General features: G+C 46.0%; 26 protein-coding genes and 1 tRNA gene. 17 read left to right on the top strand and 10 right to left on the bottom strand.

What is annotated here, in order from left to right:
• Positions 1-13 precede the first annotated feature (13 nt).
• The 5 genes from LL912_RS15915 (at position 14) to LL912_RS26260 (ending at position 2,889) form a co-directional block, all read left to right on the top strand.
• Positions 14-727 (top strand): ferredoxin--NADP reductase, encoded by a 714-nt coding sequence (locus LL912_RS15915; protein WP_235554569.1) that lies wholly within the window; start codon positions 14-16, stop codon positions 725-727.
• A gap of 186 nt (positions 728-913) precedes the next feature.
• A tRNA-Arg gene (locus LL912_RS15910) sits at positions 914-985 on the top strand.
• Positions 986-1,471: 486 nt separating this feature from the next.
• Positions 1,472-1,651 (top strand): Fic/DOC family N-terminal domain-containing protein, encoded by a 180-nt coding sequence (locus LL912_RS15905; protein WP_235554568.1) that lies wholly within the window; start codon positions 1,472-1,474, stop codon positions 1,649-1,651.
• A 38-nt stretch (positions 1,652-1,689) separates the two neighbouring features.
• On the top strand, positions 1,690-2,490 hold the full coding sequence (locus LL912_RS15900; RefSeq protein ID WP_235554567.1) for a Fic family protein: 801 nt from the start codon (positions 1,690-1,692) through the stop codon (positions 2,488-2,490).
• A gap of 258 nt (positions 2,491-2,748) precedes the next feature.
• Positions 2,749-2,889: a transposase gene (locus LL912_RS26260; RefSeq protein ID WP_406603612.1), complete on the top strand. Its 141-nt coding sequence runs from the start codon at positions 2,749-2,751 to the stop codon at positions 2,887-2,889.
• A gap of 333 nt (positions 2,890-3,222) precedes the next feature.
• Here the strand turns inward: LL912_RS26260 and LL912_RS15895 are convergent, their stop codons facing one another.
• From LL912_RS15895 to LL912_RS15880, 4 genes are all read right to left on the bottom strand, one after another.
• Entirely contained in the window at positions 3,223-3,699 is a 477-nt protein-coding gene (locus LL912_RS15895) for a hypothetical protein (RefSeq protein ID WP_235554566.1), read from the bottom strand.
• Between the two features lie 89 nt (positions 3,700-3,788).
• Positions 3,789-3,989 carry a helix-turn-helix transcriptional regulator gene (locus LL912_RS15890; RefSeq protein WP_235554565.1) on the bottom strand — a complete coding sequence of 67 codons (201 nt, stop codon included), beginning with the start codon at positions 3,987-3,989 and terminating at the stop codon, positions 3,789-3,791.
• Entirely contained in the window at positions 3,986-4,462 is a 477-nt protein-coding gene (locus LL912_RS15885) for a hypothetical protein (protein ID WP_235554564.1), read from the bottom strand. Before LL912_RS15885 ends, LL912_RS15890 begins: the two co-directional genes overlap by 4 nt.
• Before the next feature lie 326 nt (positions 4,463-4,788).
• Positions 4,789-5,529, bottom strand: coding sequence for a class I SAM-dependent methyltransferase (locus tag LL912_RS15880; RefSeq protein ID WP_235554563.1), 741 nt, complete (start codon positions 5,527-5,529; stop codon positions 4,789-4,791).
• 768 nt (positions 5,530-6,297) lie between these two features.
• Here LL912_RS15880 and LL912_RS15875 point away from each other — a divergent pair.
• From LL912_RS15875 to LL912_RS15865, 3 genes are read left to right on the top strand one after another with little or no spacing between them, the layout of a single operon-like run.
• Positions 6,298-7,089 (top strand): MlaE family ABC transporter permease, encoded by a 792-nt coding sequence (locus tag LL912_RS15875; RefSeq protein WP_235554562.1) that lies wholly within the window; start codon positions 6,298-6,300, stop codon positions 7,087-7,089.
• Positions 7,090-7,091: 2 nt separating this feature from the next.
• Positions 7,092-7,865, top strand: coding sequence for an ABC transporter ATP-binding protein (locus tag LL912_RS15870; protein ID WP_235554561.1), 774 nt, complete (start codon positions 7,092-7,094; stop codon positions 7,863-7,865).
• Positions 7,866-7,868: 3 nt separating this feature from the next.
• Positions 7,869-8,888, top strand: coding sequence for an MlaD family protein (locus tag LL912_RS15865; RefSeq protein WP_235554560.1), 1,020 nt, complete (start codon positions 7,869-7,871; stop codon positions 8,886-8,888).
• 144 nt (positions 8,889-9,032) lie between these two features.
• Here LL912_RS15865 and LL912_RS15860 read toward each other — a convergent pair whose 3' ends face one another.
• The gene (locus tag LL912_RS15860; RefSeq protein WP_235554559.1) at positions 9,033-9,524 is read right to left on the bottom strand and encodes a MarR family winged helix-turn-helix transcriptional regulator; all 492 of its coding nucleotides are present in this window, start codon (positions 9,522-9,524) and stop codon (positions 9,033-9,035) included.
• Positions 9,525-9,877: 353 nt separating this feature from the next.
• Between LL912_RS15860 and LL912_RS15855 the strand changes: the two genes are divergently transcribed.
• Positions 9,878-11,065: an FAD-dependent oxidoreductase gene (locus LL912_RS15855; protein WP_235554558.1), complete on the top strand. Its 1,188-nt coding sequence runs from the start codon at positions 9,878-9,880 to the stop codon at positions 11,063-11,065.
• Between the two features lie 81 nt (positions 11,066-11,146).
• On the opposite strand, the gene LL912_RS15850 is transcribed toward LL912_RS15855, so the two are convergent.
• Genes LL912_RS15850 through LL912_RS15840 form a run of 3 tightly spaced genes read right to left on the bottom strand, consistent with a single transcriptional unit; the run spans position 11,147 to position 15,097 of the window.
• A complete protein-coding gene (locus LL912_RS15850) occupies positions 11,147-11,566 on the bottom strand; it encodes a hypothetical protein (protein WP_235554557.1) in 420 nt (139 codons plus the stop codon).
• Positions 11,567-11,604: 38 nt separating this feature from the next.
• Entirely contained in the window at positions 11,605-12,906 is a 1,302-nt protein-coding gene (locus LL912_RS15845; RefSeq protein WP_235554556.1) for an aminotransferase class V-fold PLP-dependent enzyme, read from the bottom strand.
• Between the two features lie 31 nt (positions 12,907-12,937).
• Positions 12,938-15,097: a prolyl oligopeptidase family serine peptidase gene (locus tag LL912_RS15840; protein ID WP_235554555.1), complete on the bottom strand. Its 2,160-nt coding sequence runs from the start codon at positions 15,095-15,097 to the stop codon at positions 12,938-12,940.
• 640 nt (positions 15,098-15,737) lie between these two features.
• Between LL912_RS15840 and LL912_RS15835 the strand changes: the two genes are divergently transcribed.
• The 5 genes from LL912_RS15835 (at position 15,738) to LL912_RS15815 (ending at position 20,241) form a co-directional block, all read left to right on the top strand.
• Positions 15,738-16,289 (top strand): RNA polymerase sigma factor, encoded by a 552-nt coding sequence (locus LL912_RS15835; protein WP_235554554.1) that lies wholly within the window; start codon positions 15,738-15,740, stop codon positions 16,287-16,289.
• Position 16,290: 1 nt separating this feature from the next.
• Positions 16,291-17,136, top strand: a complete 846-nt coding sequence (locus LL912_RS15830) for a HEAT repeat domain-containing protein (protein ID WP_235554553.1) — start codon at positions 16,291-16,293, stop codon at positions 17,134-17,136.
• Between the two features lie 21 nt (positions 17,137-17,157).
• Positions 17,158-17,973: a DUF4097 family beta strand repeat-containing protein gene (locus LL912_RS15825; protein WP_235554552.1), complete on the top strand. Its 816-nt coding sequence runs from the start codon at positions 17,158-17,160 to the stop codon at positions 17,971-17,973.
• Between the two features lie 70 nt (positions 17,974-18,043).
• Complete coding sequence (locus tag LL912_RS15820; protein WP_235554551.1) at positions 18,044-18,769, top strand: DUF4097 family beta strand repeat-containing protein; 726 nt, start codon at positions 18,044-18,046, stop codon at positions 18,767-18,769.
• Between the two features lie 1,025 nt (positions 18,770-19,794).
• A complete protein-coding gene (locus tag LL912_RS15815; RefSeq protein ID WP_235554550.1) occupies positions 19,795-20,241 on the top strand; it encodes a DMP19 family protein in 447 nt (148 codons plus the stop codon).
• A gap of 39 nt (positions 20,242-20,280) precedes the next feature.
• On the opposite strand, the gene LL912_RS15810 is transcribed toward LL912_RS15815, so the two are convergent.
• Positions 20,281-21,285: an AraC family transcriptional regulator gene (locus tag LL912_RS15810; RefSeq protein WP_235554549.1), complete on the bottom strand. Its 1,005-nt coding sequence runs from the start codon at positions 21,283-21,285 to the stop codon at positions 20,281-20,283.
• Positions 21,286-21,370: 85 nt separating this feature from the next.
• On the opposite strand from LL912_RS15810, the gene LL912_RS15805 reads away from it, so the two are divergent.
• From LL912_RS15805 to LL912_RS15795, 3 genes are all read left to right on the top strand, one after another.
• Positions 21,371-22,018: a hypothetical protein gene (locus LL912_RS15805; RefSeq protein ID WP_235554548.1), complete on the top strand. Its 648-nt coding sequence runs from the start codon at positions 21,371-21,373 to the stop codon at positions 22,016-22,018.
• Between the two features lie 36 nt (positions 22,019-22,054).
• Positions 22,055-22,807, top strand: a complete 753-nt coding sequence (locus LL912_RS15800) for a carboxypeptidase-like regulatory domain-containing protein (protein WP_235554547.1) — start codon at positions 22,055-22,057, stop codon at positions 22,805-22,807.
• Positions 22,808-22,875: 68 nt separating this feature from the next.
• The gene (locus LL912_RS15795) at positions 22,876-23,076 is read left to right on the top strand and encodes a hypothetical protein (protein ID WP_235554546.1); all 201 of its coding nucleotides are present in this window, start codon (positions 22,876-22,878) and stop codon (positions 23,074-23,076) included.
• On the opposite strand, the gene LL912_RS15790 is transcribed toward LL912_RS15795, so the two are convergent.
• On the bottom strand, positions 23,070-23,261 hold the full coding sequence (locus tag LL912_RS15790; RefSeq protein ID WP_235554545.1) for a hypothetical protein: 192 nt from the start codon (positions 23,259-23,261) through the stop codon (positions 23,070-23,072). The genes LL912_RS15795 and LL912_RS15790 overlap by 7 nt on opposite strands.
• Between the last annotated feature and the right edge of the window lie 142 nt (positions 23,262-23,403).

The raw sequence follows: 23,403 nt of genomic DNA, 5'->3' as shown, positions 1-23,403 counted from the left end.
AAAGAAAAACGGTATGTCCCTCACTTGGCTTACAGGAACGGTTGTAGACATAATCGATGAAACCTATAATACCAAGCGGTATTTTATACGGGTAGATGCCACCGATCACTTCGATTTTACGGCCGGTCAGTTTGTGACACTGGATCTTCCCATTCATGAGAAGCCCAATAAACGCTGGCGCAGTTACTCCATTGCCAGCGCTCCCGATGGAACGGCGGTATATGAGCTGCTGATTGTACTGGTAGAGGACGGCCTGGGCACCCCGTATATGTTTGAAAACTGGGAAGTAGGCAGTAAAGTTACCTTTCGTGGCCCGCTGGGTGTGTTTACGTTAAAGGAGGAGCAGTTACAGCACGATCTGTTCCTGGTATGCACCGGTACGGGTATTGCCCCTTTTCGCAGCATGTTGCACACGCTGGTACGCGAAAACATTCCACATAAGGACATTTATCTTATTTATGGCTGCCGCACCCGGCAGGATCTGTTGTATTATGAAGAGATGAAAAACCTGGGCCTGGAAGATTTTCATTATATCCCTACGCTTTCACGCGAGGAGTGGGAGGGAAAAAAAGGGTATGTGCATGCGATTTATGAGGAACATGCTGCGGGAAAAGCGGATGCCAATTTTTTTCTTTGCGGCTGGAAAAACATGATCGACGAGGCCCGTCAGCGGATTATACAAATGGGATTTGATAAAAAAGCGGTGCATTTTGAGCTGTATGGATAGCGGGGCTGGAAATGGGATTCCTGAACCTGCAGGCTTCACAGGGATTTACCGCCCTTTCTATATTGACGGCGGATCCGCGGGAATTCTTGTCCGGTGTTCCGGTAATAGCCGTCTTTTACTATATTTGCAGCCCTCCCGGACCGATTGAAGAATGGTCCGGTAGTTCTTTTAGAAAAACTGTTAACAGGCCCGGTAGTTCAATGGATAGAATAGGAGTTTCCTAAACTCTAGATACAAGTTCGATTCTTGTCCGGGCTACTTAACGAAAAACAATACCAACTGTTTCTCGTCTTTTTATACTGCTAACTAATGGAATGTCAATAAATTATAGTTGAGCTGTTGGCAGTTCGATTTTATGCCAATTAAACGCCCCTTGTTTTTTACAACAAAGACATAAAATGATATGGGAGAGGTTATTAGCTCACTTTTTCATTCGTTTGGTTTACACTTAAGGTTTACAAGACTCTCAGCACAATATTTGTTTATGCACTATTCGATTGTAGTGATGAGTTGCCTGTCTGATTATCAGCTTTATACGAAATACTACATCTTTGACTACTGTTTTTCATAGTCAAATAAAATTAAAATTCGTTGACTAAGTGTTCTTTTGGTAAATTTTACTGACCATATGAATATTAAAGATATAAAGCACGCACTTTTACAAAATAATACGGATATAGAAGTTTTAATCTTAATCCTATTAACAATGAATGGGTCATAAATAATCCGGAGATCAATACCCTTTTGGAAGAAGCAAATCTAAGGCTGGGAGCGCTTAATGCTTTCTCTACTTTTGTACCGGATGTGGATGTTTTTATCAGGATGCACATCGTGAAAGAAGCAACTCAATCCAGCCGTATTGAGGGGGCACGTACCCGGATGGATGAGGCGGTGCTGGAAGCAAAGATATCGGCCCTGAATTAAAAGATGATTGGCAAGAAGTACAGAATTATATTGAGGCAATGAATCATTCTATTAAGAACGTTGAAGAATTGCCTTTGTCTTCCCGACTAATCAAGGAAATCCATAAAGTTCTATTAAAAGGAGTAAGAGGTAAGAATAAATTGCCTGGAGCGTTTCGTACAAGCCAAAATTGGATTGGCGGCGCTACAATTACTGACGCTGTATTTGTACCACCGCATCATACCCTTGTACCGGATTGTATTAGTGACCTGGAAAAGTTTCTGAATAATGAAGATATACAAGTTCCACACTTAATCAGAATTGGTATTGCACATTACCAATTCGAGGCAATCCATCCGTTTCTCGATGGCAATGGCAGAATTGGCAGGTTATTAATTACACTGTATCTGATAACACAAAAAGTATTGTACAAACCAACCCTATACCTGTCTGATTTTATTGAAAAAAACAGACAATACTACTATGATAATTTAATGGCTGTTTCAATTAATAGCAAGATGGAACAATGGTTAAAGTTCTTTTTAGTTGGCATTATTGAAACTGCAAAGATTGCAATAGACACTTTCGCTAAAATTATTGCGCTGCGAGATAAGCTTGAAAAAGGCACCATTATATCATTAGGCAAAAGATTGCCCAACGCTAAAGCATTGCTTACCTATTTATACAGCAAACCCGTTGTGACTGTTTCAGATGTAATGGCGAATCTTGATGTAACGAAGCAGACTGCCAATACATTGATTAAAGATTTTTACAATCTTGAAATACTTAAAGAACAAACAGGGTTCAAGCGCAACAGGGTTTTCGTATTTGAAGAATACCTGAAATTATTTGAAAGATAAAAACTTACTATAGCATCAATTTGTCCTGAAAACATGGCTTTGAAGGATTTTAAAGACATCAAAGCCTGGCTGGGGAAATATTAGATCATTATTATTTACGCTCGCTGTTGTCATTCGGGCAGCCCGGCAAAGCACAAAACTTCAAAAAATCCCCAACAATTAAGTCCGCTAATTTTCCGGTCCGCTCTACCAGACCGGAACTTTCTAAAAAAATCTAGAAAGTTCCGGTTTTTATTTAATTCGTATTGTTCTCCGAAGTTGAGTATCAGCGATCTGGCGAGACGTTTAAAGGGTCGGAGTGCGAAACTTCTATTGAATGAATTTTCGGAGTTACGCAGGCGTTATTATGGTGGTCATTTTTGGGAATTGGTTATGATGCCTGGAGTACGGGAAATATAACGGATGAGATGGCTCAAGAGTATTTGGATCATCATAAGGATAGCCCGAATGGGGAACAGAATTTCATTCTGGAATAATAATAAAAGGGTATTATGACAGGCGGGACTTAAACTTTCTGTTATAATCAATTGTTTAAGAAAGCTGTATGTCAAAAAAGTCTCACTTTTCAAAGCATTTGGACGAAGACCGCTTTTTGCACTTTTTCCCAATTACCACCGTAAAGTTGCAAATTTATTACCTCCTTCCAAATTTTAGACTTAAACCTGATATCGCCTTATTAATAAAACCCCGGCTTGTGAGAACAACCGGGGCAATCAATTTGCAGGGTGCTAACTAGCTCTTTTTGCTTTGAACAACCGTGGTGCCTATGATACGGTCGTTATAAGCAGGCGTTTTTATCAGCGATTGCGCCTTACTGAAATTGGCAATGCTTTGCCCATCATTATTGGTAAGAAAAAATACCTGGTTGCTCGCCAGGTCTTTTACCGCAACGCCGTGTGCGGATACTACCACCTGTGCCGCCGCCATATTATGCAATGGCGCCGGAGCACTGCCGGCCGTGCGCAAAACGAGGATCTGCGTAGCGCCGTTGTTCACGTTTAGTAAAAGCCCTTCGTTACCGGTTTCAACCGTTACCGGTCCTGTTAATAAATGGCCGCCCGTGAGCTTTTCAATTGCGGTCATATCGTTTTTCGCGGCTGAAGGAGCGATGCTCTTTTTACAGGAAAAAAGAACTGCTGCGCCGGTGATAACTGCGATAACAGCGGCCAGCAGTGGGATGCCTGCTATTTTTAAATTTCGATGTTTCATTTTTTTGATTTTAATTTGTTTTACGTTAAATGGTCTGTATATCTGCAAATTGATTTATGGACTGAGCCTTTCGATTTTTCGAAAGGCTTTTAATCTTCCGGCTCCAGTATAAAAACTGCTTCTACATTTTTTTGAAAGACCCTTGCGATCTTCAATGCCAGAATGGTGGAGGGAATGTATTTATTGCTTTCGATGGCGTTAATGGTCTGCCGCGATACCTGCACTTTTTCAGCCAGCTCGGCCTGTGTGATGTTGAGCACAGCCCGTTCTATACGGATGGTGTTTTTCATAGATCTGCTTTATTTGTTTTTCTTCGCTCCCGGTACAGTACCAGGTTAAAGCGGACAATAAAGAAAATAAGCGTGGAGCAAATATTATACGCCATTATTTTAAGGAACAGCTGATTGTAGAACAGTATAATGCAGCCGATGATAAGCAGCGCGTTTACCAGCGTGGCCCATAGCAACGACTCCAGTCGCACCTGCGTGATCCGCTCATCCTCATCCTTCTCCTTTGAAAAAGCCACCAGCAGCAGGCCGGTTATCAGCAAGATGCTGCCCAGCTCATCGGTAAAGTTGTTAAACTGGATAGTATATAAAAGCCCATTGTCAAAATCGATATGCTGTACCTCCCGCGCGGCATAATCCAAGAACGAAAAGGTGAAGCCTGTTTGCAGGTTAAAAAACATCAGTAGCAATGCGGGCAGGGCCAGCATCCAGCCCCATATACGCGCACGATGCGGCAATAAAAATTTTGTATGCATAAGCTGGGTATTGTCTTTCAAAGGTAAAGTAAACTTATCAATATGTAAACTATACTTGACATAAATTTTTAAATTCTTTAACAATTTGTGGGGATTCCTGCTGCTGCCAGGATAGGAATTCTGCGAAACCAGCTAGGCTCCGGTCAGCACAATTGTGATACTACGCCACTACTGCAGGAATACTTCATCACCGCAGGGGGACGTTTACCGAAAGTGATTTAGAAAAGGAATAAAGGTGAAGGGGTTATACAAAATACGGTTGACGCATACTCCTCAGGATTCCGATATTGCAAAGGGCGGAATTCCGGCTGAAAATTTAAGCCAGATTATTTCCATGCCTGGCTGATTACAGCACTTATCGGGGCGACCATCGGAGCAGCTCCAAATTTTTCAGACAGTTCGGCTTCCGTTGTATTTATGATCTCATCTACCCATGCCGGGTTCCGCTTTTTGATTGCTTCAAAAAGCGGTCCATTTTGCACAAGGCCGATCGCAGCCGCTCTTGCTGTAGCGCAAACGGAGTTCTTTTGTACTTTTTCTATTGCTATTTTTAAAAACCCTGCATGCTCCAAAAGCAGTCTTATACAGGCTTCATCACTCATGGAAGTGGCCAGGTTATGTGATTCAGCCAATATCTCTTCACAATATTTCTTTGCTGCCATCCGGGAAATATAAGACGCAGCATTATGCTCCAATTGATCCCAAGTGGTAAACAAAAGCAGACCTCCCTGTCTTAAGACACGATATGCCTCTGCAAATGCTTTAGGCTTATCCGGAACAAACATGTATCCGAAACAACACACAATCAAATCGACACTGCTGTCGCTAAAGGGAAGCTGTTGCGCATCTATAGTTTGCCATTCAATATCCAGATTTCCTAATTTTTCCTTAGCGACTGTAAGCATCTCCTCATTAATATCTGAGGCGATGAGACGGGCGGAATCCGGAATCTGCTTTCGTATATGGCGTGTAACACGGCCCGTACCGGCGGCAAGCTCAAGTGCAACAGAAACGGTGGGAAAGGGGATACGCTTCGCCACCTCTATGGCATAGGGTTCGAAGAACATGGGGCCAAGAAACGTATCATAGCGGATGGCGCTTTGTCTTGAAGAATCAAAAGAAGGAGTTGCATTTGACGGGGTAGTCATAAAGTATATTCTTTATTTGTTTGCTAAGATATAAGATAGCATTTTTTCTTTACAAATGTTTGGGCTTTGGTAACGCAATCGAAAAATATCGCATCGTACCGTTTGAGTGGACGCCGGCGAAGACAGGAGGTCGCCTACTCATACAGCAGCTTTGGAGCGTGCCGGTTGGCGCAGCACAATGCTGATATCACGAAATCAATCCGGTCATTTTCCCCTTTTAGGGTTGATTATTATGAAACGTTTCAAAAAGGGGAGGAGGAAAAAATGTTAAAGCCGCGGCTGGGCACCGGGTTTTAAAAACCATTTTGGCCCGGTAGTTCTATCCCCGCCTTTACGGATGGCACGTTCTGGGGATAGAAGAGGCGTTTCCTAAACTCTGGATAGAGGTTCGATTCCTGCCCTGGCTACCCTTCCGGAACTTTCTGGAAAATTTAGAAAGTTCTGATTTTTATTTGATTTGTATGCTACTAATAACGATCTTGTTAATAGTAAAATCCACTGGTGCTTTTAACAAACCTGCAAAAATTAGCCGGGAATTAATTTTATTCTTGGTGCCTGTTATGTTAAATTCACTATTAAAATAGTAGTTGATTAGCGGGGTGCACGATGATGATCCCGGCTCTTACCTTATATTGTATTTAATAATAAAAGGTATCTTCCGCTGTTTTTTAAGTTAAAACCCTGATAATGGAGCCTATTGAACAATCAGATAAACCCGTTATTTCGAAACGCATTGATGGGTTCTTTATTACTGTTTACGAAATTTTCGGATTTATCAGCCGGTTTTTCGGGGAAGTGCTGCACCCACCGTTTGAAACCCGGGAATTCATCCGCCAGTGTTTTTATATCGGCTCCAAGTCGCTGCCGCTGATCAGTCTTACCGGCTTTATCACCGGGCTGGTGTTCACCAAACAGTCACGCCCTTCTCTGGCGGAATTCGGCGCTACTTCCTGGCTCCCTTCGCTGATATCGATTGCCATCGTACGGGCGCTGGCCCCGCTGGTAACAGCGCTGATCTGTGCCGGCCGTGTGGGGTCGAGCATGGGTGCCGAACTGGCCTCTATGAAAGTTACCGAGCAGATCGACGCAATGGAGGTTTCAGCCATCAACCCCTTCAGGTACCTGGTAATGACGCGGGTGTTGGCCTGCACTGTATGTCTGCCGCTGTTGATGTGCTATAACGGACTCATCGCCCTCGTTGGTGCTTTTGTGGATATTCACCTCAACGAGCAAACAAGTATGGATACGTTTATACAGAATGCATTTACGAATATTTCGTTCCTGGATCTAGCTGCCTCGCTGGTAAAAGCCCTGGTTTATGGGTTTACGATTGGTATTGTCAGCTGCTATCAGGGCTTTCATGCCACTCAGGGTACGGAGGGGGTTGGTAAATCCGCCAATGTTTCTGTAGTGGTTTCCATGTTCCTGATTTTTATAGAAGAAGTGCTTATTGTTCAACTGGTGAATATGATACGATAGCTATGAAATCTTTTATACCCAATATCGACAGACAGCAAACAGTGATCTCCATCAGAGGTCTGTACAAATCGTTTGGCAGCAATCATGTACTACGTGGGGTAGACCTGGATCTGCACCGCGGGGAGAACATTGTGGTGCTGGGACGTTCCGGAACGGGTAAGTCTGTCCTGATAAAAGTGATCGTCGGACTGCTGCATCCGGATGCCGGCACGGTAAGTGTACTGGGACAGGAAGTGCCGGAACTGAATGCCCACGCGCTGCGCGCCCTGCGCCTGAAAACAGGTTTCTGTTTTCAGAATGGGGCATTGTATGACAGCATGACGGTAGGCGAAAACCTGGCCTTTCCGCTGAAGCGGAACGAACCGGGCATGAGCCGAAAGGAGCGCGATAAACGCGTAGAAATGGTGCTGGATGCCATCGGGCTTTCACATACCATCGACCAGATGCCGGCCGAGCTGTCCGGCGGACAGCGCAAGCGCATCGGCATTGGCCGTACACTCATACTTCGTCCGGAAATCATGTTGTATGATGAACCTACGGCCGGACTGGATCCCATCACTTGTACGGAGATCAATGACCTGATTAATGAAGTGCAGCATCGGTTTAATACAAGCTCCATCATTATTACGCATGATCTCACCTGTGCCAAATCCACGGGCGATACAATTGCCGTACTGAAAGAAGGACGGTTTATACGGCAGGGCAACTTTGAGGATGTGTTCAGTACTGACGAAGTGCTGATCCGCGAATTTTATGAGTATAACTTTATTCAATAATATATGAAAACAGCTGATTCAAGAAGAGCTACTACGGTGGGCATATTCATTGTTCTGGGACTGGCGATTTTTGCCACCGCCATCCTGATTTTGGGCGGACAAAAAAAGACGTTTATCGATTCCGTGCAGATAAAAGCGATCTTCCACGATGTGGGCGGTCTTTCCAAAGGCAATAATATCTGGTATTCCGGTGTAAAAGTGGGCACGATCAAAACGATCCGCTTCATCGATCACAGCCGGATCGAAGTGTTGATGAATATCGATAAGAATGCCCGGCCGTTTATTCACAAAGATGTTAAGGCCCGGGTAAGCGCCGACGGACTGGTGGGCAATAAGATCATCGCCCTGGACGGCGGCACCGCCCAAACCGCTCCCATCGAAGACGGTGATGTGATCATCGTGGAACCCAGTATCAGTACGGATGAGATCATGAATACGCTGCAGGTAAACAATAAGAACCTGGTGGCCATTACCGGCAATCTCAAAGATATTATGGAAAATCTTACTGCGGGCAAAGGCTCGCTGGGTAAACTGATAAAGGATTCATCCATTTACGAGCAGCTGGACCGTACCCTGGTCATACTGCATAAAACGGCCGGCAACACCCAGCAGTTTACAAAAGACCTTACCGGGTACACGGCCCGGCTGCAAACTCCCGGCGTGCTGGCCAACGACCTGGTGAGTGACACTATTGTATTCAGCAGGCTCAGAAATACCGCGAACCAGCTGCAGGAAGTAGCAACGCAGGCGAACCAGGTAGCACGCAACCTTCAGTCGGTAAGTACAGATGTTAAAGGCCGTCTTAACAGTAACGAATCGCCTGCCGGTGTACTGCTGAATGATTCTACAACAGCGCGGCAGCTGCAGCAAACGATCCGGAACCTGGAAAGCAGCACCGGCAAACTGGACGAGAATATGGAAGCCGTGCGGCATAATTTCCTGTTCCGGGGCTATTTCAGACGGCAGGAAAAACAACGCAATAAGGAAGAGAAAAAGCAACAAAAAGAACAGCAACGGCAATAGAAGCGAACAGGGCTCATCTTGCTGAGCTATTTAGATGAACCTTGCTCAAGCGTTATGTATAAATTCAATCATTGCCTCTTGACAAAACACGTATCACAGCTGCACCCGCGGAAAAGAATAAAGCTGTTCCAATTTTATTGAATCTTACGAAGTCTGGTCTGTTTTCTTTTTGTTTAAAGCGGTGATCTGCTTTTTTGTAAAAGCGATGACTGCTTCCAGGTATTTTTGAACGGTATCCAGCTCTGTTGCAGTGAATGCACTGTATAGTTTTTCTGCTTCAGCCATTATGTTTTGAAATGCCGGGCCAATCCGTTGAAAAGCCGCTTCGCGGTTTAATACTACGATAACTTTTCTCCTGTCTACCGCATCTCTTTCCCGCTGTACCAGGTTTTCTCTTTCCAGGCGATCAATCATACCGGTAACGGCCCCTGTCGATAAGCCGCTTAGTTCCGCAATTTTCCCGGGGGTCATTGCTCCGTGTTTCAGCAGCAGGTCGATGTATTTATGATCGGTGCCCGCCAGCCCTGCAGCATGGGCGATCGACTGGTGCATGACTACCGTCAACGTAGAAAACTCCCGGGTCAGTTCCTGTATACGATCGGTCTTGTCATTTTGTGCGCTGTTTTTTTTTCGCATGAATTGAAAATATTTTTATCTTTGTGACAGAGATACTTTTTTAGCTAAATAAATAACTCTATTGCAAAGATAATAAAAGTAATCGTTCGGGCAGCCGTAAATAAGGTTGAAGACTTACTGCAGAGGTAACCGGGCCACCATACTTATTTCGCATACATGGCCGGCAATGTTTTTTTAAGGCCCCTGTAACCGGCTTTCCATACTTACGGGCAGGGTAGGCGGCCTGTAACGAAGTTCGAATGCCCGCTTGTGTTTAACGTAACCTGCGGAACAAAGGGAAGGTCCTTCTGCCCCCTGGCCGGGGTCGATAGCACCTGTTGTGCGGATTTAATAGTCATAAAAATCAAGATTCAATGAAAGAAAAAAAAGTATTAATTGTCGGTGCAGGGATTGCGGGGCCCGCATTGGCCATAGCACTTATTGGACAGGGGGCCGAGGTCAGCATCATCGAAAGCCGCAAAGAAAGCCAGATGCAAGAAGGATTATTTATCGGCATATCGCCCAATGGGCTCAATGTCCTAAAGGAACTTGCCGATATTTCCCGGATCTATGAGGAATATTGTCCGGGGTCCCTGCAGTTTCTGAATGCTGCTGGAACCTGTATCGCCAAACTTGACACATCCTATCAATCTGAACGGTATGGGATCGAAAATGTTCAGGTTAAACGCTCGGCCATCATCCGGCTATTGCATGACCGGCTAAATTCCCTAGGTTGTGCCATCACCTATGACTGCCGGCTGGATTCCATCGAAGAGTCAGGAAAAAAAATCAGTATCCGTACGACCAATGGGGTATCCGGCGACTTCGATTTTTTGATCGGCGCCGATGGAATCCATTCCCGGTGCCGGGAAATTGCGTTTCCGCATAGCCCGAAGCCGGTCTATACAGAACTGCTGTCAACCGGCGCGATCGTGGCCATCCCGGGCTGGCAGGATGAAACCGGAGGCATCAACATGGCATTCGGGAAGCGGGCATTCTTTGCGTTTGCGACATCCAACAAGAGCGAGGTATGGTGGTTTAACAATTTTTACCAGAAAAAAGAACCGGATCGTAGGAGGATCGACCCCGGGCTGCAGCATCAAATAAAAACAGAATTGCTGAAACTCCATAAAGAAGACTATAAGAGGATTGAGCAGATCATTACGGCTACATCTGATTTATTTGCCTATCCCATCTATGATATGCCGCCATTAGCAAAATGGCATACAAACAATATTTGCCTGATCGGTGATGCGGCGCATGCCATCTCGCCGCATACGGGACAAGGCGCATCGCTTGCCCTGGAAGACAGTGCCGTCCTGGCCAAATGCCTGAGTACATATCCAGATCCGGCGCTTGCGTTTTCTGTTTTCCAGGGATTACGGGAGAAGCGCGTTGCCAAAATTGTAGCCCAGGCCAGAAAAATTGGAAAATCTAAATCCAAAGCCAATCTGTTTGCTACCTTCTTTAGAGATATCTTCCTTAAACATTTTATCAATCTGGAAAAGAAAAAAATGGATTGGATCTATGCCTACAAGGTGAGCGACGTGGAAGCTATTTGAGGAAAAACAGACTGGGATGCTCTTCCGGTGCATTACTGACCTTTAAAGCGCGCCAACGCGGGAACGTTCAGCGGCATACCTTCACCGGACGGGTAGCCTTAACTGTATCCCCGCTGATGGATAAGACGCCCGTGTTAGTGCGTGTTGCTGCAATGCCGCGTATTGTTCCATTTTTATAACGGCAACGAGCTGCCTGGCCTTCCTTTTGTTTCTTGCCGAGGCTATAAACACCGGGATACTGCCAAGCATCGATGCGACACCGGTAAAGAATAATATATCCGGCCCGGAGTCATTGGACGACCAGTCGCCTTCCAGCGCCCATATAATTCCCCCGGTACTCAATGCGACCCCTCCTCCAAGTAGTATCCATGCGGCGGTTTTTTGACGCCTGCTTTTTTGCATATAGTCCTGCTTCATAACGGCGGGTACCGGTGTTGTTTGCTGGGCGGGTATATCTGTAACGAGTACAAGGAGCAGCAGGACGATCATGATCTTTTTCATGCAAATCTTTTTAAGATGAACAAAAAGCGATAATGCCTTTAATCCTGCCGGATATTCTCCAAAACCGCCAGGCAGGTTTTTACTTCGGCCTCGCTGTTTATAATGCAGGGAGTAAGCCGCACGTATTGAACCCGGTAAGGAGAACTGCTGGCGATAATATTTTTGCGGAGCAACCTTTTTACTACTTCATCATGCGGCATACCCGCTACTTCAAAGCAATTAATACCAGCCGACAGGGAGGGCGATACCGGTGTTTTGAGTTGAATATGCCGAATGCTTTTTAAACCTTCTTTTAGCAGGGTACTGAGCTGATGTGTTCTTTGTTCGATCTTTTCCTTGCCGATCTGCAGGTGGAATTCAAAAGCTTTGTGCAGCGACCAGCGATGCTCGAAAGGATGGAATCCGCCGGGAGTAAAAATATCTCCGAAAGGAATGGGCGCTTCGGGCACCCACCCTGCCCACATGGGATAGGCCAGTCCGGTAAAGGTTGGAATTGTAGGGATGACCATATCCCAGGCTTCTTTTTTACCCCATAAGATACCGGTTCCACGGGGACCAAAGAGCCATTTATGCGTACCCGCCGCCAGGAAATCACAGCCCAGTTCCTGCACATTGATATTTTCGATACCAAAAGCATGCACCCCATCCACACAAAAATATATGTGGTGAGCGCTGTTACGCCGGGCATTGATCTCACGAATTGCGCTACCGATGGCAGCAATGGGCAATTTTACCCCCGTACTGGAATGTACCCAGGTTACAGCCACGATCCTGGTATTGGGATTTACCGCCTTAGCGATGGCGTCTACAATTTCATCAGCCGATGCATCGGCAGGCTCATTGTACAAACGGATATTTCGTATAGACGCCCCGTTTTTGGCAGCCGCAAAGGCCAGTGATTTTTCTGTGGCATAATGATCATGGGTGGTAGTAAGGATCTCGTCTCCAGGCTTCAGTTTAAACCCTGTGTATAAAAGTCCTAACCCCATGCTGGTGCTATCTGTAAGCGCTACCTCCCCCGGATCTGCTGCATGAAGATAAGTGGCGGACACCCGCTGTATCTGCCCTTCTATTTGCTGAAAATGTTCTTCCCAGTGCAATACGGGATCTTCATCAAATAACCTCCGGTGCCGTTCTATCTCATCCCGCACCGGTTTGGGATGCGAGGCCAGGAGCATTTGCGCCATATGTATGTATTTGGGATTGAGCAGGAATTGTTTCCTTACCTCATCCCAGGAATTTAAAGCAACCGGTGCCGAAGCATCCTTGGCGAACGCCGGCAGTAAAGCGCTTCCTCCGAGCAATAATCCGGTGGATTGTAGGAAATTTCTTCTGCGCATATTCTTTGTTTTATTATGTGAAAAAAACGACTCAGTTTTCCGGCTGAAAACCGGAAATGCCGCATTGCCAGAGTATAAAACCAAATTCCCGGGCTCTTTGTGTGAACTGTTCATCCAATGTACTGCCACCAAAATGCCCGGCTTTATAATCCACGTATAGGAGCACCGGGTGGGCCGAGGCATTGCTGGCCTGCATATTAGCGGCAAACTTGGCCGGGATATAGCTTTCTACCCGCGGATCGTTAAACCCGGTGGTGATCAGCTGCGCGGGATACCGCACGCCTTTTTGGGTGTGCTGGTAGGCATCCATTTCAAGCAGGGCTTTAAACTCTGCGGAGTCCTTTACGGTTCCGAATTCGGGGATATTGACCGGTCCATTGGGTGAGAATTCCAAGCGCAGGGTATTCAGACATCCCACTTTTGGGATGGCCACTTTGTACAGACCGGGCCGCTCGGTAATAGCCCGGCCGATAAGGATGCCACCCGCACTGCCTCCGGTGCAGGCCAGCCTTTCGGAAGAAGTGTATTGCTGCTTTACCAGCCAGTCGGCGCAGGCATTAAAATCCTTCCAGGTATTGGGCTTGGTGGTCTTTTTGCCGGCCAGGTACCAGTCGTTCCCTTTTTCGCCGCCGCCCCGGATATGCGCAAAGGCCAGTACAAAACCCCGGTTGATCAAAGGCAGGTAATTGGCGGGGAATGCCGGTAAATAAGCATTGATTCCATAAGCTCCATAACCCAACAATAAGCTACCATTAGTACCATTTTTTTTCAGCAGTGTTTTATTGTATACAATGCTCAGGGGTACAGGCACCCCGTCGTGGGAAGGTACCTCTACCTCTTCATAGGCTATATCGCTTTGATGAGGATAGGCACCGTTATAGGTAAGATGGAAAGGCCCGTTGCCCAGTTTTTTGCCGGCTACCTGGTAGGTATAGAAATTATGGGGCGTTGACCAGCCTGTATTGATTACCAGGGCTTCATTATCGTCTTCCGAAAGAGCGCCAAGCAGGATATTGCCTTTTAAGGGTACTCCTGCTTCCTGTAGGTTACCGGAGGCAAACGCATAAACTTTGGGATGCAATACCAGCTCGTTCTTCGAGAAATTAATGAGCAGGTAGTCTTTAACCTGGCTGACGCTGGAAATTTTCCACGTTTCATCACCTTCCGCAATGGTCGTTGCGTTATCCAGGTCAGGGGCGGTGAAGCTGGTTTTGATGATCTTAAACCGGGGGTTGCCTTTTACGGTCAGCAAATAGAGGTCATTCCCTTTTACAAAAAACTGCCGTACTTCGTCTGCTTTCGTGGTGAGCGGCTTCCAGTTGATCCGCTCCTTTTTCAGTTCAGACAGCGGTGCATAAAACAGGGTCAGGTTATTTTCCACCGTATATTTTCCCAGGATCATCCACGGTGCATTTTTAAATACCGAAACATTCGGATAATCGGCCGCATCGAATTTCAGTTCGGGATATTTGGCAGCACTGGCCAGCAGGATATCGGTGGCTACAGGGGCGCCCACTACGTGTAGTTTGTTGGGCAGGTTCAGGTTATTCTCCGGATCGTGGGTATCATAACTTTTATACTGGCCATACAAAATATCGGTGTTGCTGCCGCCGGCAAATCCTCCGCTGGCATGCGGTATGACGTCTGCCAGGAATTGTTGGGTGGCCACATCCAGTATACGCAGGTCGCCCAGCTCACTGCCCGCTTCGCTCAGGTTCATGGCTATCCGGCTGCCGTTATCGCTTACGCCGGGTTCGTAATCGAAGGTTTTTCCGGCTACATATTGTTGCGGGTCAAAGAGCAACACTTCTTTTCCTTTTTCACCCTCACGGTAATATAGTTTTGCCACCTGCTCACCCGGCAGGCGCTTCCGGTAAAAATATTTTCCGCCGGCTTTGGCTACCGGAGAAATAGCAGCGGCCCTTATTTTGTCGATCGCCTTAAACTCGTTTTTCAGCAAATCCTGGCCGGGTATTCTGGCCAGTTGGGCATTGGTATAATCGGCCTGAGCTTTAAACCAGTTCAGCACCGTGCTGTCTTTTATATTTTCGATCCAGCGATAAGGATCCTTCACTGTTACATCCCAATAGGTATCACTGCTGTCTACGGTTTTGCTAGCCGGGTAGTGGTACTGGGCGGAAAGCGAAAAGTTAAGCAGGAAACATGCAATACTGAAAATGATTTTTTTCATACCAATTTATTTTTGCTTTTGGAAGTTGAATCAACACCGGTTTCCGGCCGGGCCGCGGAGGCTGTAGCCGGTAGCTGGTCGTTTAAATTTCAGGTTGAACAGGACTGGCTGATACGTTTCACCTAAATCCGCGATTTCTGATATTTGCTAATCCTGGACTCAAGTACATGATCCGGGCCCGTTTTCTCAAAGTAATAAACCTCCTTCACAAATGAAAAAGGGTATCCTGTTTGTCAAAGGTCCTGATTAATGAAAAAGCCGCCAATCACCTATTTGAGCGAGGGGCTACAGATCAGGATCCTGTTATATCGTCGCTTTTAGCAGGATTTTGGAGCCGGTCAATAAGGCACTCTGCTGCAGGAACTGGGGCTGCAAGCCCCGGTCAAAGTTGGATTATTTACGATCTGTTACCCGGGGAATCCTGGAAACCTCTGAACGTTACGGGAATTGTATATGTTTGATAATGATATTTTTACCCCGGAGCATCCCGATTCCGTATACATTTAATCGAAGCCATGCATACCTTTAGCGGGGCTGTAATGTAAATTTTTTTATAACTTATGCAACATTTTAAAACATCCCGCGCCTTAGATACAGGAAGCCGTAAATAGTTTAAGAAAACAGAAAACAGCGTATAAGCGTGTTGCAACTACCAAAGGACTTAGATGACCAGGAGCTGATGAAGCGATGCCGGCAAGGCCGTGCCGACTGTTTTTCTGAACTCTACGGGCGTTATAAAAAGGCGGTGTTCAACACGATCCTGCGCTTGGTGACGGATTTTGCCCAGGCGGAAGATTTGCTGCAGGAAGTGTTTATTGCACTCTACCAGGAAATTATGAAAGGCCGGCAAATCGAACATTTCGGCGGTTTTTCAAGGCGGGTTGCGGCTAACAGGGCCATTAGCCATTTACGCAAGCAAAAGCATATCCTGGTTTTTGAAGAGTGCCATGAAAATATTATAGAAGAGGAAGCCGAAAATGAAGATCTTTTTGAATGGCGGGTGGAAGAAGTAAAAAAGGCCATCAATTCCCTGCCGGAAGGATTCCGGACCGTGGTGAACCTGTATGTAGTAGAAGGATTGCCGCAGGAAGAGATTGCCGGACTCCTGGGTATTTCTCATGCAACCGTGCGTACGCAATATCACCGGGCCAGAAAGAAAATATTGTCGCTCCTACAAAAAGAGACCGTATAAGATGAAAAAAGATATTTTAAAAGAATTTGTATCCGAAAACAGGGATGATTTCGATGATCAGGAACCGGGTTCAGATGTACTGGGTAAAATTCAGGCCCGGCTGGGGTTGGAGCCATCCGTTGTGGTACCCCGGGCAAAAGTCCTTCGGTTTCCGTATTGGTGGGCCGCTGCGGCGGCAATCATTGTAGTGATCATCGGTAGCGTGGTTTTTTTTCCGCAGCATAACACGGGAGAGCTTCCGATCGCGAAAACTGCGGAGCCGACATCCGTAAAACCCGGCCTTCCTGCCGGTAAAAAAGATTCGATGGGTACAGTGCCTTTAATGGCAACAGCTGCTCCGGTTCCGGAACGAAAGAAGCCTGTTGTAAGAAAGCCGGTGAGGACGGGCACAGAAAAAAATGCAGGGGCTTATATAGGGGCTACAATCGAAATGGCGGCTTCCAATACAACGACAGATGACTGGCAAAAAGCGCTGCAAAGCGAAAGCTCATCTACCCGGCTGGCAGCAGTGCTGGCCTGCGGAAAAAGCAGTGCCGCCTTGTCCGGCAGCGATTTGGAAAGGCTGACCTATACGATGAACAACGACGAAAACAGCAATGTACGCCTGGCCGCCCTGGAAGTACTGAAGAAGCAGGGTAACCCGACGGCCGTTGAACCGCTCATCTTGCAATCCGTTGCCCGGCAGGACGACCCGGTTGTACAAATGGAATTACTGGCTTCTCTATCTTCCGATGAAGCTACAAAAATTAAACAACAGCTATTAGCCATCACTCAAAATCCAACGAATATCGATGCTGTGCGCAACCAGGCCTATGCGGCACTGCTTCGATCAGAATCCAATTTTTAAAAAACAAGCACATACTAAAAAATGAAAAGAATAGTAGCAACCATTATTTTATCTATAACACTCGTTTCTTTAACCAACGGGCAGGACCGGCAATTCAAATTGTCTAAAAAGACCGGTACATTGAAGGTGAATATTCCAGGTGTAACCATTGAAGGGTACGATGGCAATGAAATTGTTTTTTCGGCACCACAGCTTAAGAACGAAGAAAAGGACGAACGGGCTGAAGGGCTTAGGCTGGTTACCGGTTCCGGTTTAACGGACAATACAGGACTTAATCTAAGCGTTCGCGAAAACGCAGGTGTGATTGATGTAGATTACGTAGGGAAAAGAGCCCAGGAGCCCATTGCCATAAAAGTACCCAACACTATGGCCGTAAAGGTTGCCACAACGGATGTTATGAATGCCGGAAGAAGGGTGGATGTCAAAGATTTTAAAGGCGAACTGGAAATCAGCGTCATGTACAATGCCATTTCCCTGCAAAATGTTACAGGCCCTGTGAATGCGAAAACCATTTATGGCGAGCTTACAGCAATATTTGCTTCCGTGGTAAAAGGCCCCGTATCCCTGGTTTCCGTCTATAAATTTGTAGATGTGAGCATTCCCTCCGGTTTGAAGGCCAATGTCAATCTCTCCTCTAAAAACGGGAACATCTATGCAGCCGATGGCCTGGATATCAAGAGAGAGGCCCCGAAAGAGCAAAAAAACAGTGACGGAGAAGACCTTACCGGGTTAAAGGAATGGAGCCGGTCTACAGATATCATAGGTACACTCAATGGCGGTGGTGTTGACCTGATTTTAAAAACCGGTTATGGAAAGATCTACCTGCGTAAAAACTAAACCCGGTCAATAGCCGCATCAACGAATCCCGTTTTTTATTTATTGCTCTCTTTTTAAAATTCATACCGTTATGAAGAAGGTATTGCTTTGCCTGTTATTAACAGGTATTACAGAACTTTTGTTTGCGCAAAGGGTCATTGAAAAAACATACAAAACCTCAAAAGAACAGCCGGTGCTCTTACAGTTCGATTTTCCAAAAGTAAAGATCAGCAGCTGGAATAAAGATGAAATCTATGTAAAAGCAACGGTTAATATCAATGACAATAAGCAGAATGACCGTTTTGAATTGCTGGATCAAACCGTTGACGGAAAACTGGTCATCCGGGATACCATTGATTTCAGGCATATTGATAAGCAATACTACATAGAGGTAGATGGAATAAAAAAACATTTTGAAAGCCAGGCAGATTTTGAAAATTATAGGAACGCGCATAAAAATGAAAAGATCAGTTCGTATACAACCAACAATGTAGCGATTGAGGTTGAAGTGGTGTTGCCTGTAAAGGATTATATACAAATCAAATCAAAGTTTGGATTGGTGGAAGTACAGCATTATGCCGGCCCGTTGACCGTGCAAACCGAGTTTGGAAAAATAGATGCCCGGCTAAAGGAATCGAATGTTGGGAAAATTAAGCTGACCAACCATTTTGGAAAGATCTATTCCGATTTTAACCTGAAACCAACTGAAAAAGAAGAACGGTCCTTCTACACGTCCATCACCGCTATACCCGGCAGTGGGCCGGTGTACGAGTTGAGTTCCAAATTTGGAAATATCTATTTGCGGAACGAGAAATAATGACCGTTTTACAGGAGCCACCGGTTAGTTCAGGTTTCTGAATGCATTGGGCGGTACGCCGTTTTTGTTTAAACAGTCCTGTAAAATGCTGCTGGTATTTAAAACCCAACTCGGTTGCAATCTCATTAATGGTTTTCGACAGATCAAATTGGGTGAAAGATGCAGGGCTTCCGCACACCGGGCAACCAATGGCAGACCGGAAATAGGCATTCAATAAATTTTCAAAACGCACCAGGATGTCTGGTCATAAAACTGCGGTTTTACCGATCGCCGGTGAAAGGCGTATTCCCGTTATTTTTCAGAAGCCGCTTACAAGCATGCTGCCGGGCTCAAAGAGCTCACGACCGTTCCCAGCGCCGTTCATGTTGATTTATGCGACCGGCCGGATAAAATACCACTCGATAAGCTGAAAGCCTTTTTCAACACCTACTAAAAACAGGCCGGACGTGCTGTTTAATTTAATGCTCCGGCTTCCAGCCCCTGTATTGGAACGGCAGCGTTACGTTGAATTGGTTAACCCTTTTTTTTCTGCATTAAAGAGTTGAAGCGCAGAGTTTAAAGCTACCGCTTTTAAAATAACCGGTTGGAAAGCACCGGTTACCGGAAAAAAGTCGTATCTTCACAAAGATAAGGTATAAATTCTCCATCACTTAAGGTAGGATCGGTTATAATATCTACTATACAATAGCATTTATTCTTTCCCCTTCTTATTTTTTGCTGCCGCATTTCTGCCTCCCTTCTTAACAAGCAAAAATATTACATCCAAGATGTATATTCCGAACCCGGGGTTCACCCCTGGGAGTTGATCCTGGAAAGGAACACCATGCATCCGTCTCTTTACAAAAACAGTTGACCTTATTTTATTTGGTCGCAAAAAGCCTGCAGGCAGATTTTTGCCGGCATACCGGCCGATCCTGCTGTGTAACATTCAGTTGGCAGATTTTTAGTGGTACCCCGAAAACACGTTCTAAACAGCGCTCGCACGCTTAGTGCGGAAGCACAGTACTAAACTCTAAAATCTTCAAATGACGAGTTCAAAAATACAAGACCAGGAATGGGATCAGCTCAAAGAACTGGTTTCCGCTATTCTTATCCATGCCGGGGCGACTGGCCGGACGCAACTAACCGAAAACGAACAGGACTTGGTTGCTCTTTGGAAATTAGAAAAAGAAATGCAGCGGGGCGGCTTTCTTCATTTTTTCTGTAGTGGCGGTAATGCTTATTTTGCCCATGCAAAACGCTGTCTGGATAAGCTGGGAGCAAAAAAATGCGCGCGCATTATTACCGCAGCGTTCCAGATAATTGCCAGGGTAACGAAGGGTTTTTTAAACGTGCCCTTAAATGAAATTCCCGTGTATCTTTCGGAAGAGGAACTGGAACGGCTGAATGAACTGGACGAGGAATACCGGAAATACAGTATGGATATCCGGAAACAGCTGCCGGGTTTATTTGAATCCCGGTCGGCAATATAATGTTATGGCTATAACATCTGTAAGAAGCCGGATAGAACGTCAATCTACACCTGCCTTTCTGAGTGCCCGGGGTGTGGTATTCGTCCAGGATTTAAAGGCTTTCCGGAACGCTGTAAGATCGGAATAACCCAGGATATCGGAAACCTCCGAGATTTTTATGGCCGGGTTTTGCATCAGTTGGATGGCGATCTCTTTTCGAATAGAACCTGCAACATCGCGAAAGCTGGTTTGCTCCTGAAGAAGCCTGCGTTGCAAATGGCGGACGGTCATATTCAATGCCCTGGCGGCTTCTTCAATGGTGGGAATCCGCCCTTTGAACTGCATAAACAATACCTGTCTTAAGTTTTCTGCTGTTCGGTTTGAAGCCAGTAAAGCCTGCTTATCCGCCATAATGGAATTAAATAATTCAAACATAGACTGATCACTGGTGAGCACCGGGGTTGCGATGGTTTCTTTCTTCAGGATAATACGGTTGGCTTCTTTATTAAAAAGCACTTCGCAGCCAAAAAAGTTCCGGTACTCGGAAATATTCCGCATTTTATAAGCCAGTTCAATCCGCAGGGGAACGATGCGTTTCCCTGCCAAAGCACCACAGGTATTCATAACGGCGGCGAATAAAAAATCATTGGCGTGCCGGGCCGGTTCCGGGTGTTTCTTCAGCCACATCTGGTGTTGTGCCATCTCCAGGGTTGCCGTTTCATTAACGGTATACCGGTATTCGACCATCGGCGAAGCCATAGAGCCGTAGCGGCACAGCATCTGGATACACTGGTCAATATCTTTACAGCTTTGGATCAAAAAACCAATCATCCCATGAAGCAGTTTATGGGTACCCATGCCTACATGCAGGCCGATCAGCGGATCTTCCGACAGCTTTAAGAGCGGCACCCATACAAGCGCCGCCTTTTCCCATTCTACCATATGTTCCGAATCGCTGATTTCTTCAGGGTTGATGCCGGATGCCTGGCAAAGCGGATCGAATGCTGCTCCAAATGAAGCAGCCGTTTGAAAAATAGAGCGAATCACCGTTCCCTGTAAACCCATGGCGTAAAATATATCGTTTTGGGCAGAAAATACCCTTTTTCCTGCCTGAACAAGGAGGGTACTTTGCAGTATCAATCACAAAATTATGAAATCAGTAAAGAAAACATTTTTAAAAAGTTGGGTAACCGGCAATATCGCCGTTTACTGTGGTGCATTGGGATTGTTGCATCCGCTTGTTGCGCATGGTTTTACCGGCGATCATGGTAAACTGTTAACCACCCCGCAGTTTATAATGCACACATTGTCTGTATTTGCATTTGTGTACTTACTGGTGCGTATGCAGAACCGGGTGTTTCAGGTTGCAGGAAAGCAAAAGCCCTTTTCCGTTTGGCCGTATTTATGGGTTACGCCCTGGGTATTCTGGCTGGGCTATTATACCCTGTACGTTCCCTTCGATATCTTATTCATGTTCCTGTCCATCGGCATCATCAATGCCCTGCAGCTAAGGCCGCTGGTACAATCCCCGGCAAAATGGGTGGTACAGTGCATCCTGGGTTATTTGCTGGCAGCGGTGGCGGGCATCGTGATCGGGCTGGGGGCCCACCTGCTGTATTACAAAAATTTACCGGGCATTGCAAAGGATATGGCTACCTGGCTATCCATCAGCCTTCCCGCTGCGCTGGTGGTGGCCTACTATTTCAGGTACATCTTATCGGTTCAGATCGCCTTACCCAAAGAGGATCCGGCCACACGGATAGCCGGGCCGGAAGCTCCTGTTTCAAAAGCAGCCTGAGCGAATCTGTAAAAATAAAAATCAAAAACCAATCAAATGAAAAGAAAGATATACCCCATTCTGCTGTTTGCATACGGCAGCGTTTTAATGGCCTGCAGTAAAACGGATCAAAACCCAGAAGCGCCCGGACCGGAAAAAGGCCGGGTGCAGGGCCGGATCACTGATGTCAAAAACAATCCCGTAAAAAACGCCCGCATTACCATCGAGCATACCGTATGGTATAACAGCTATCTTTTGGCCACCAGCAACAATGAAGGGCGGTACCAGGTATCCCTGCCCGGTGATCCGGCCGGCGACTGGACGGCCAAGGCTCAACTTACAAAAACAGCCTACGGGCAAACCTATCAATTTGACCTGGAGCCGGAGCAAACCGGCGCCTTTAATCAAGCAAGCGGGGCCGTGCGGAATTTTAAATGGAAGCTCAATGGCCCTCGGCCGGGTGGTACCGGTTTCTACGGGGCGCATGTGGATCTGTATACGTTTGGTACAGATCTGGACCTTACAAAAGTAAAAGTGTCTTTTACGCCTTTTCCAGGAGAGACCCTTCTTATAGACGGAACCGCAGCAGCTTCGTTTGAACGGTCTGTAGAGGACATGGCCGGCACCTTTATGGCGAAAGACGTGCCCATTGGAAAATATACCATTAAAGCCACTTATGGCGGTAAAAAATTATTGCTCAACAATCGTCATGCAGATGATGCCAGTGAAGAAACCAAGACCGTGGTTTTTGGTAAATACGGCTACCTGGGTGAAACGGAATACAATATTGAGTTCTACATTACGGAATAGAAAAAGCTGGTAATATTGGGGAGGTTCGTATATTATGGACGCAGATCAATCAACTGTGGAATTCGCCAATGACCAGGATCAGATCTGAGGTTCCCGAGGATTACAATAAAAGCATCAGATGTACCTATTTCTTAGTGGTACGCTTTAAAGAGGGACGCGGCATTCATGATGCAGATGAGCAGGCGTTTCCGACCGGGAGCAGCAGCACCGGGCAACCGGACCGGAAACGGCGAACTGTTGATCTTAGTGCCTGTTTACGGAGTTATTGATTTCCGAAGCAGTCGAACTGGATGGTTTGCTCCATTTTAGAAACGCAGGCCTGGATATAAAGCCCAGACAGTTTATAGAGCGTCATAATACGATGCTCCTCCTTCTTTTCCCAGATGACTTTGGCAGTCTTAATAACCTTTAGCTGTTCGGCCTGGTTGGCAGTTAAAAATTCATCTTTTGTCATAAATGGTTAGTTTAGATAGATCATTTTCGAGGGATACCTACACACAAAGGTAGGTATTCGAAGAATTAGATGGTCACAATTAGGTCGGTTATTTTATCGGTTTTATAACAATTGAGGGGTGCCCGGAACAAAACCAATGCCT

Origin of the sequence: Niabella agricola (assembly GCF_021538615.1) — a bacterium.
GTDB lineage: Bacteria > Bacteroidota > Bacteroidia > Chitinophagales > Chitinophagaceae > Niabella > Niabella agricola.
This window is presented reverse-complemented; position numbering and strand designations above follow the sequence as displayed.

Excerpts from the sequence above, each read along its gene's own strand:
- LL912_RS15915 (WP_235554569.1), top strand. The coding sequence starts at position 14 with ATGTCCCTCACTTGGCTTACAGGAACGGTTGTAGACATAATCGATGAA.
- LL912_RS15900 (WP_235554567.1), top strand. The coding sequence starts at position 1,690 with ATGAATCATTCTATTAAGAACGTTGAAGAATTGCCTTTGTCTTCCCGA.
- LL912_RS15895 (WP_235554566.1), bottom strand. The coding sequence starts at position 3,699 with ATGAAACATCGAAATTTAAAAATAGCAGGCATCCCACTGCTGGCCGCT.
- LL912_RS15890 (WP_235554565.1), bottom strand. The coding sequence starts at position 3,989 with ATGAAAAACACCATCCGTATAGAACGGGCTGTGCTCAACATCACACAG.
- LL912_RS15885 (WP_235554564.1), bottom strand. The coding sequence starts at position 4,462 with ATGCATACAAAATTTTTATTGCCGCATCGTGCGCGTATATGGGGCTGG.
- LL912_RS15880 (WP_235554563.1), bottom strand. The coding sequence starts at position 5,529 with ATGTTCTTCGAACCCTATGCCATAGAGGTGGCGAAGCGTATCCCCTTT.
- LL912_RS15875 (WP_235554562.1), top strand. The coding sequence starts at position 6,298 with ATGGAGCCTATTGAACAATCAGATAAACCCGTTATTTCGAAACGCATT.
- LL912_RS15870 (WP_235554561.1), top strand. The coding sequence starts at position 7,092 with ATGAAATCTTTTATACCCAATATCGACAGACAGCAAACAGTGATCTCC.
- LL912_RS15865 (WP_235554560.1), top strand. The coding sequence starts at position 7,869 with ATGAAAACAGCTGATTCAAGAAGAGCTACTACGGTGGGCATATTCATT.
- LL912_RS15860 (WP_235554559.1), bottom strand. The coding sequence starts at position 9,524 with ATGCGAAAAAAAAACAGCGCACAAAATGACAAGACCGATCGTATACAG.
- LL912_RS15855 (WP_235554558.1), top strand. The coding sequence starts at position 9,878 with ATGAAAGAAAAAAAAGTATTAATTGTCGGTGCAGGGATTGCGGGGCCC.
- LL912_RS15850 (WP_235554557.1), bottom strand. The coding sequence starts at position 11,566 with ATGAAAAAGATCATGATCGTCCTGCTGCTCCTTGTACTCGTTACAGAT.
- LL912_RS15845 (WP_235554556.1), bottom strand. The coding sequence starts at position 12,906 with ATGCGCAGAAGAAATTTCCTACAATCCACCGGATTATTGCTCGGAGGA.
- LL912_RS15840 (WP_235554555.1), bottom strand. The coding sequence starts at position 15,097 with ATGAAAAAAATCATTTTCAGTATTGCATGTTTCCTGCTTAACTTTTCG.
- LL912_RS15830 (WP_235554553.1), top strand. The coding sequence starts at position 16,291 with ATGAAAAAAGATATTTTAAAAGAATTTGTATCCGAAAACAGGGATGAT.
- LL912_RS15825 (WP_235554552.1), top strand. The coding sequence starts at position 17,158 with ATGAAAAGAATAGTAGCAACCATTATTTTATCTATAACACTCGTTTCT.
- LL912_RS15820 (WP_235554551.1), top strand. The coding sequence starts at position 18,044 with ATGAAGAAGGTATTGCTTTGCCTGTTATTAACAGGTATTACAGAACTT.
- LL912_RS15815 (WP_235554550.1), top strand. The coding sequence starts at position 19,795 with ATGACGAGTTCAAAAATACAAGACCAGGAATGGGATCAGCTCAAAGAA.
- LL912_RS15810 (WP_235554549.1), bottom strand. The coding sequence starts at position 21,285 with ATGGGTTTACAGGGAACGGTGATTCGCTCTATTTTTCAAACGGCTGCT.
- LL912_RS15805 (WP_235554548.1), top strand. The coding sequence starts at position 21,371 with ATGAAATCAGTAAAGAAAACATTTTTAAAAAGTTGGGTAACCGGCAAT.
- LL912_RS15800 (WP_235554547.1), top strand. The coding sequence starts at position 22,055 with ATGAAAAGAAAGATATACCCCATTCTGCTGTTTGCATACGGCAGCGTT.
- LL912_RS15795 (WP_235554546.1), top strand. The coding sequence starts at position 22,876 with ATGACCAGGATCAGATCTGAGGTTCCCGAGGATTACAATAAAAGCATC.
- LL912_RS15790 (WP_235554545.1), bottom strand. The coding sequence starts at position 23,261 with ATGACAAAAGATGAATTTTTAACTGCCAACCAGGCCGAACAGCTAAAG.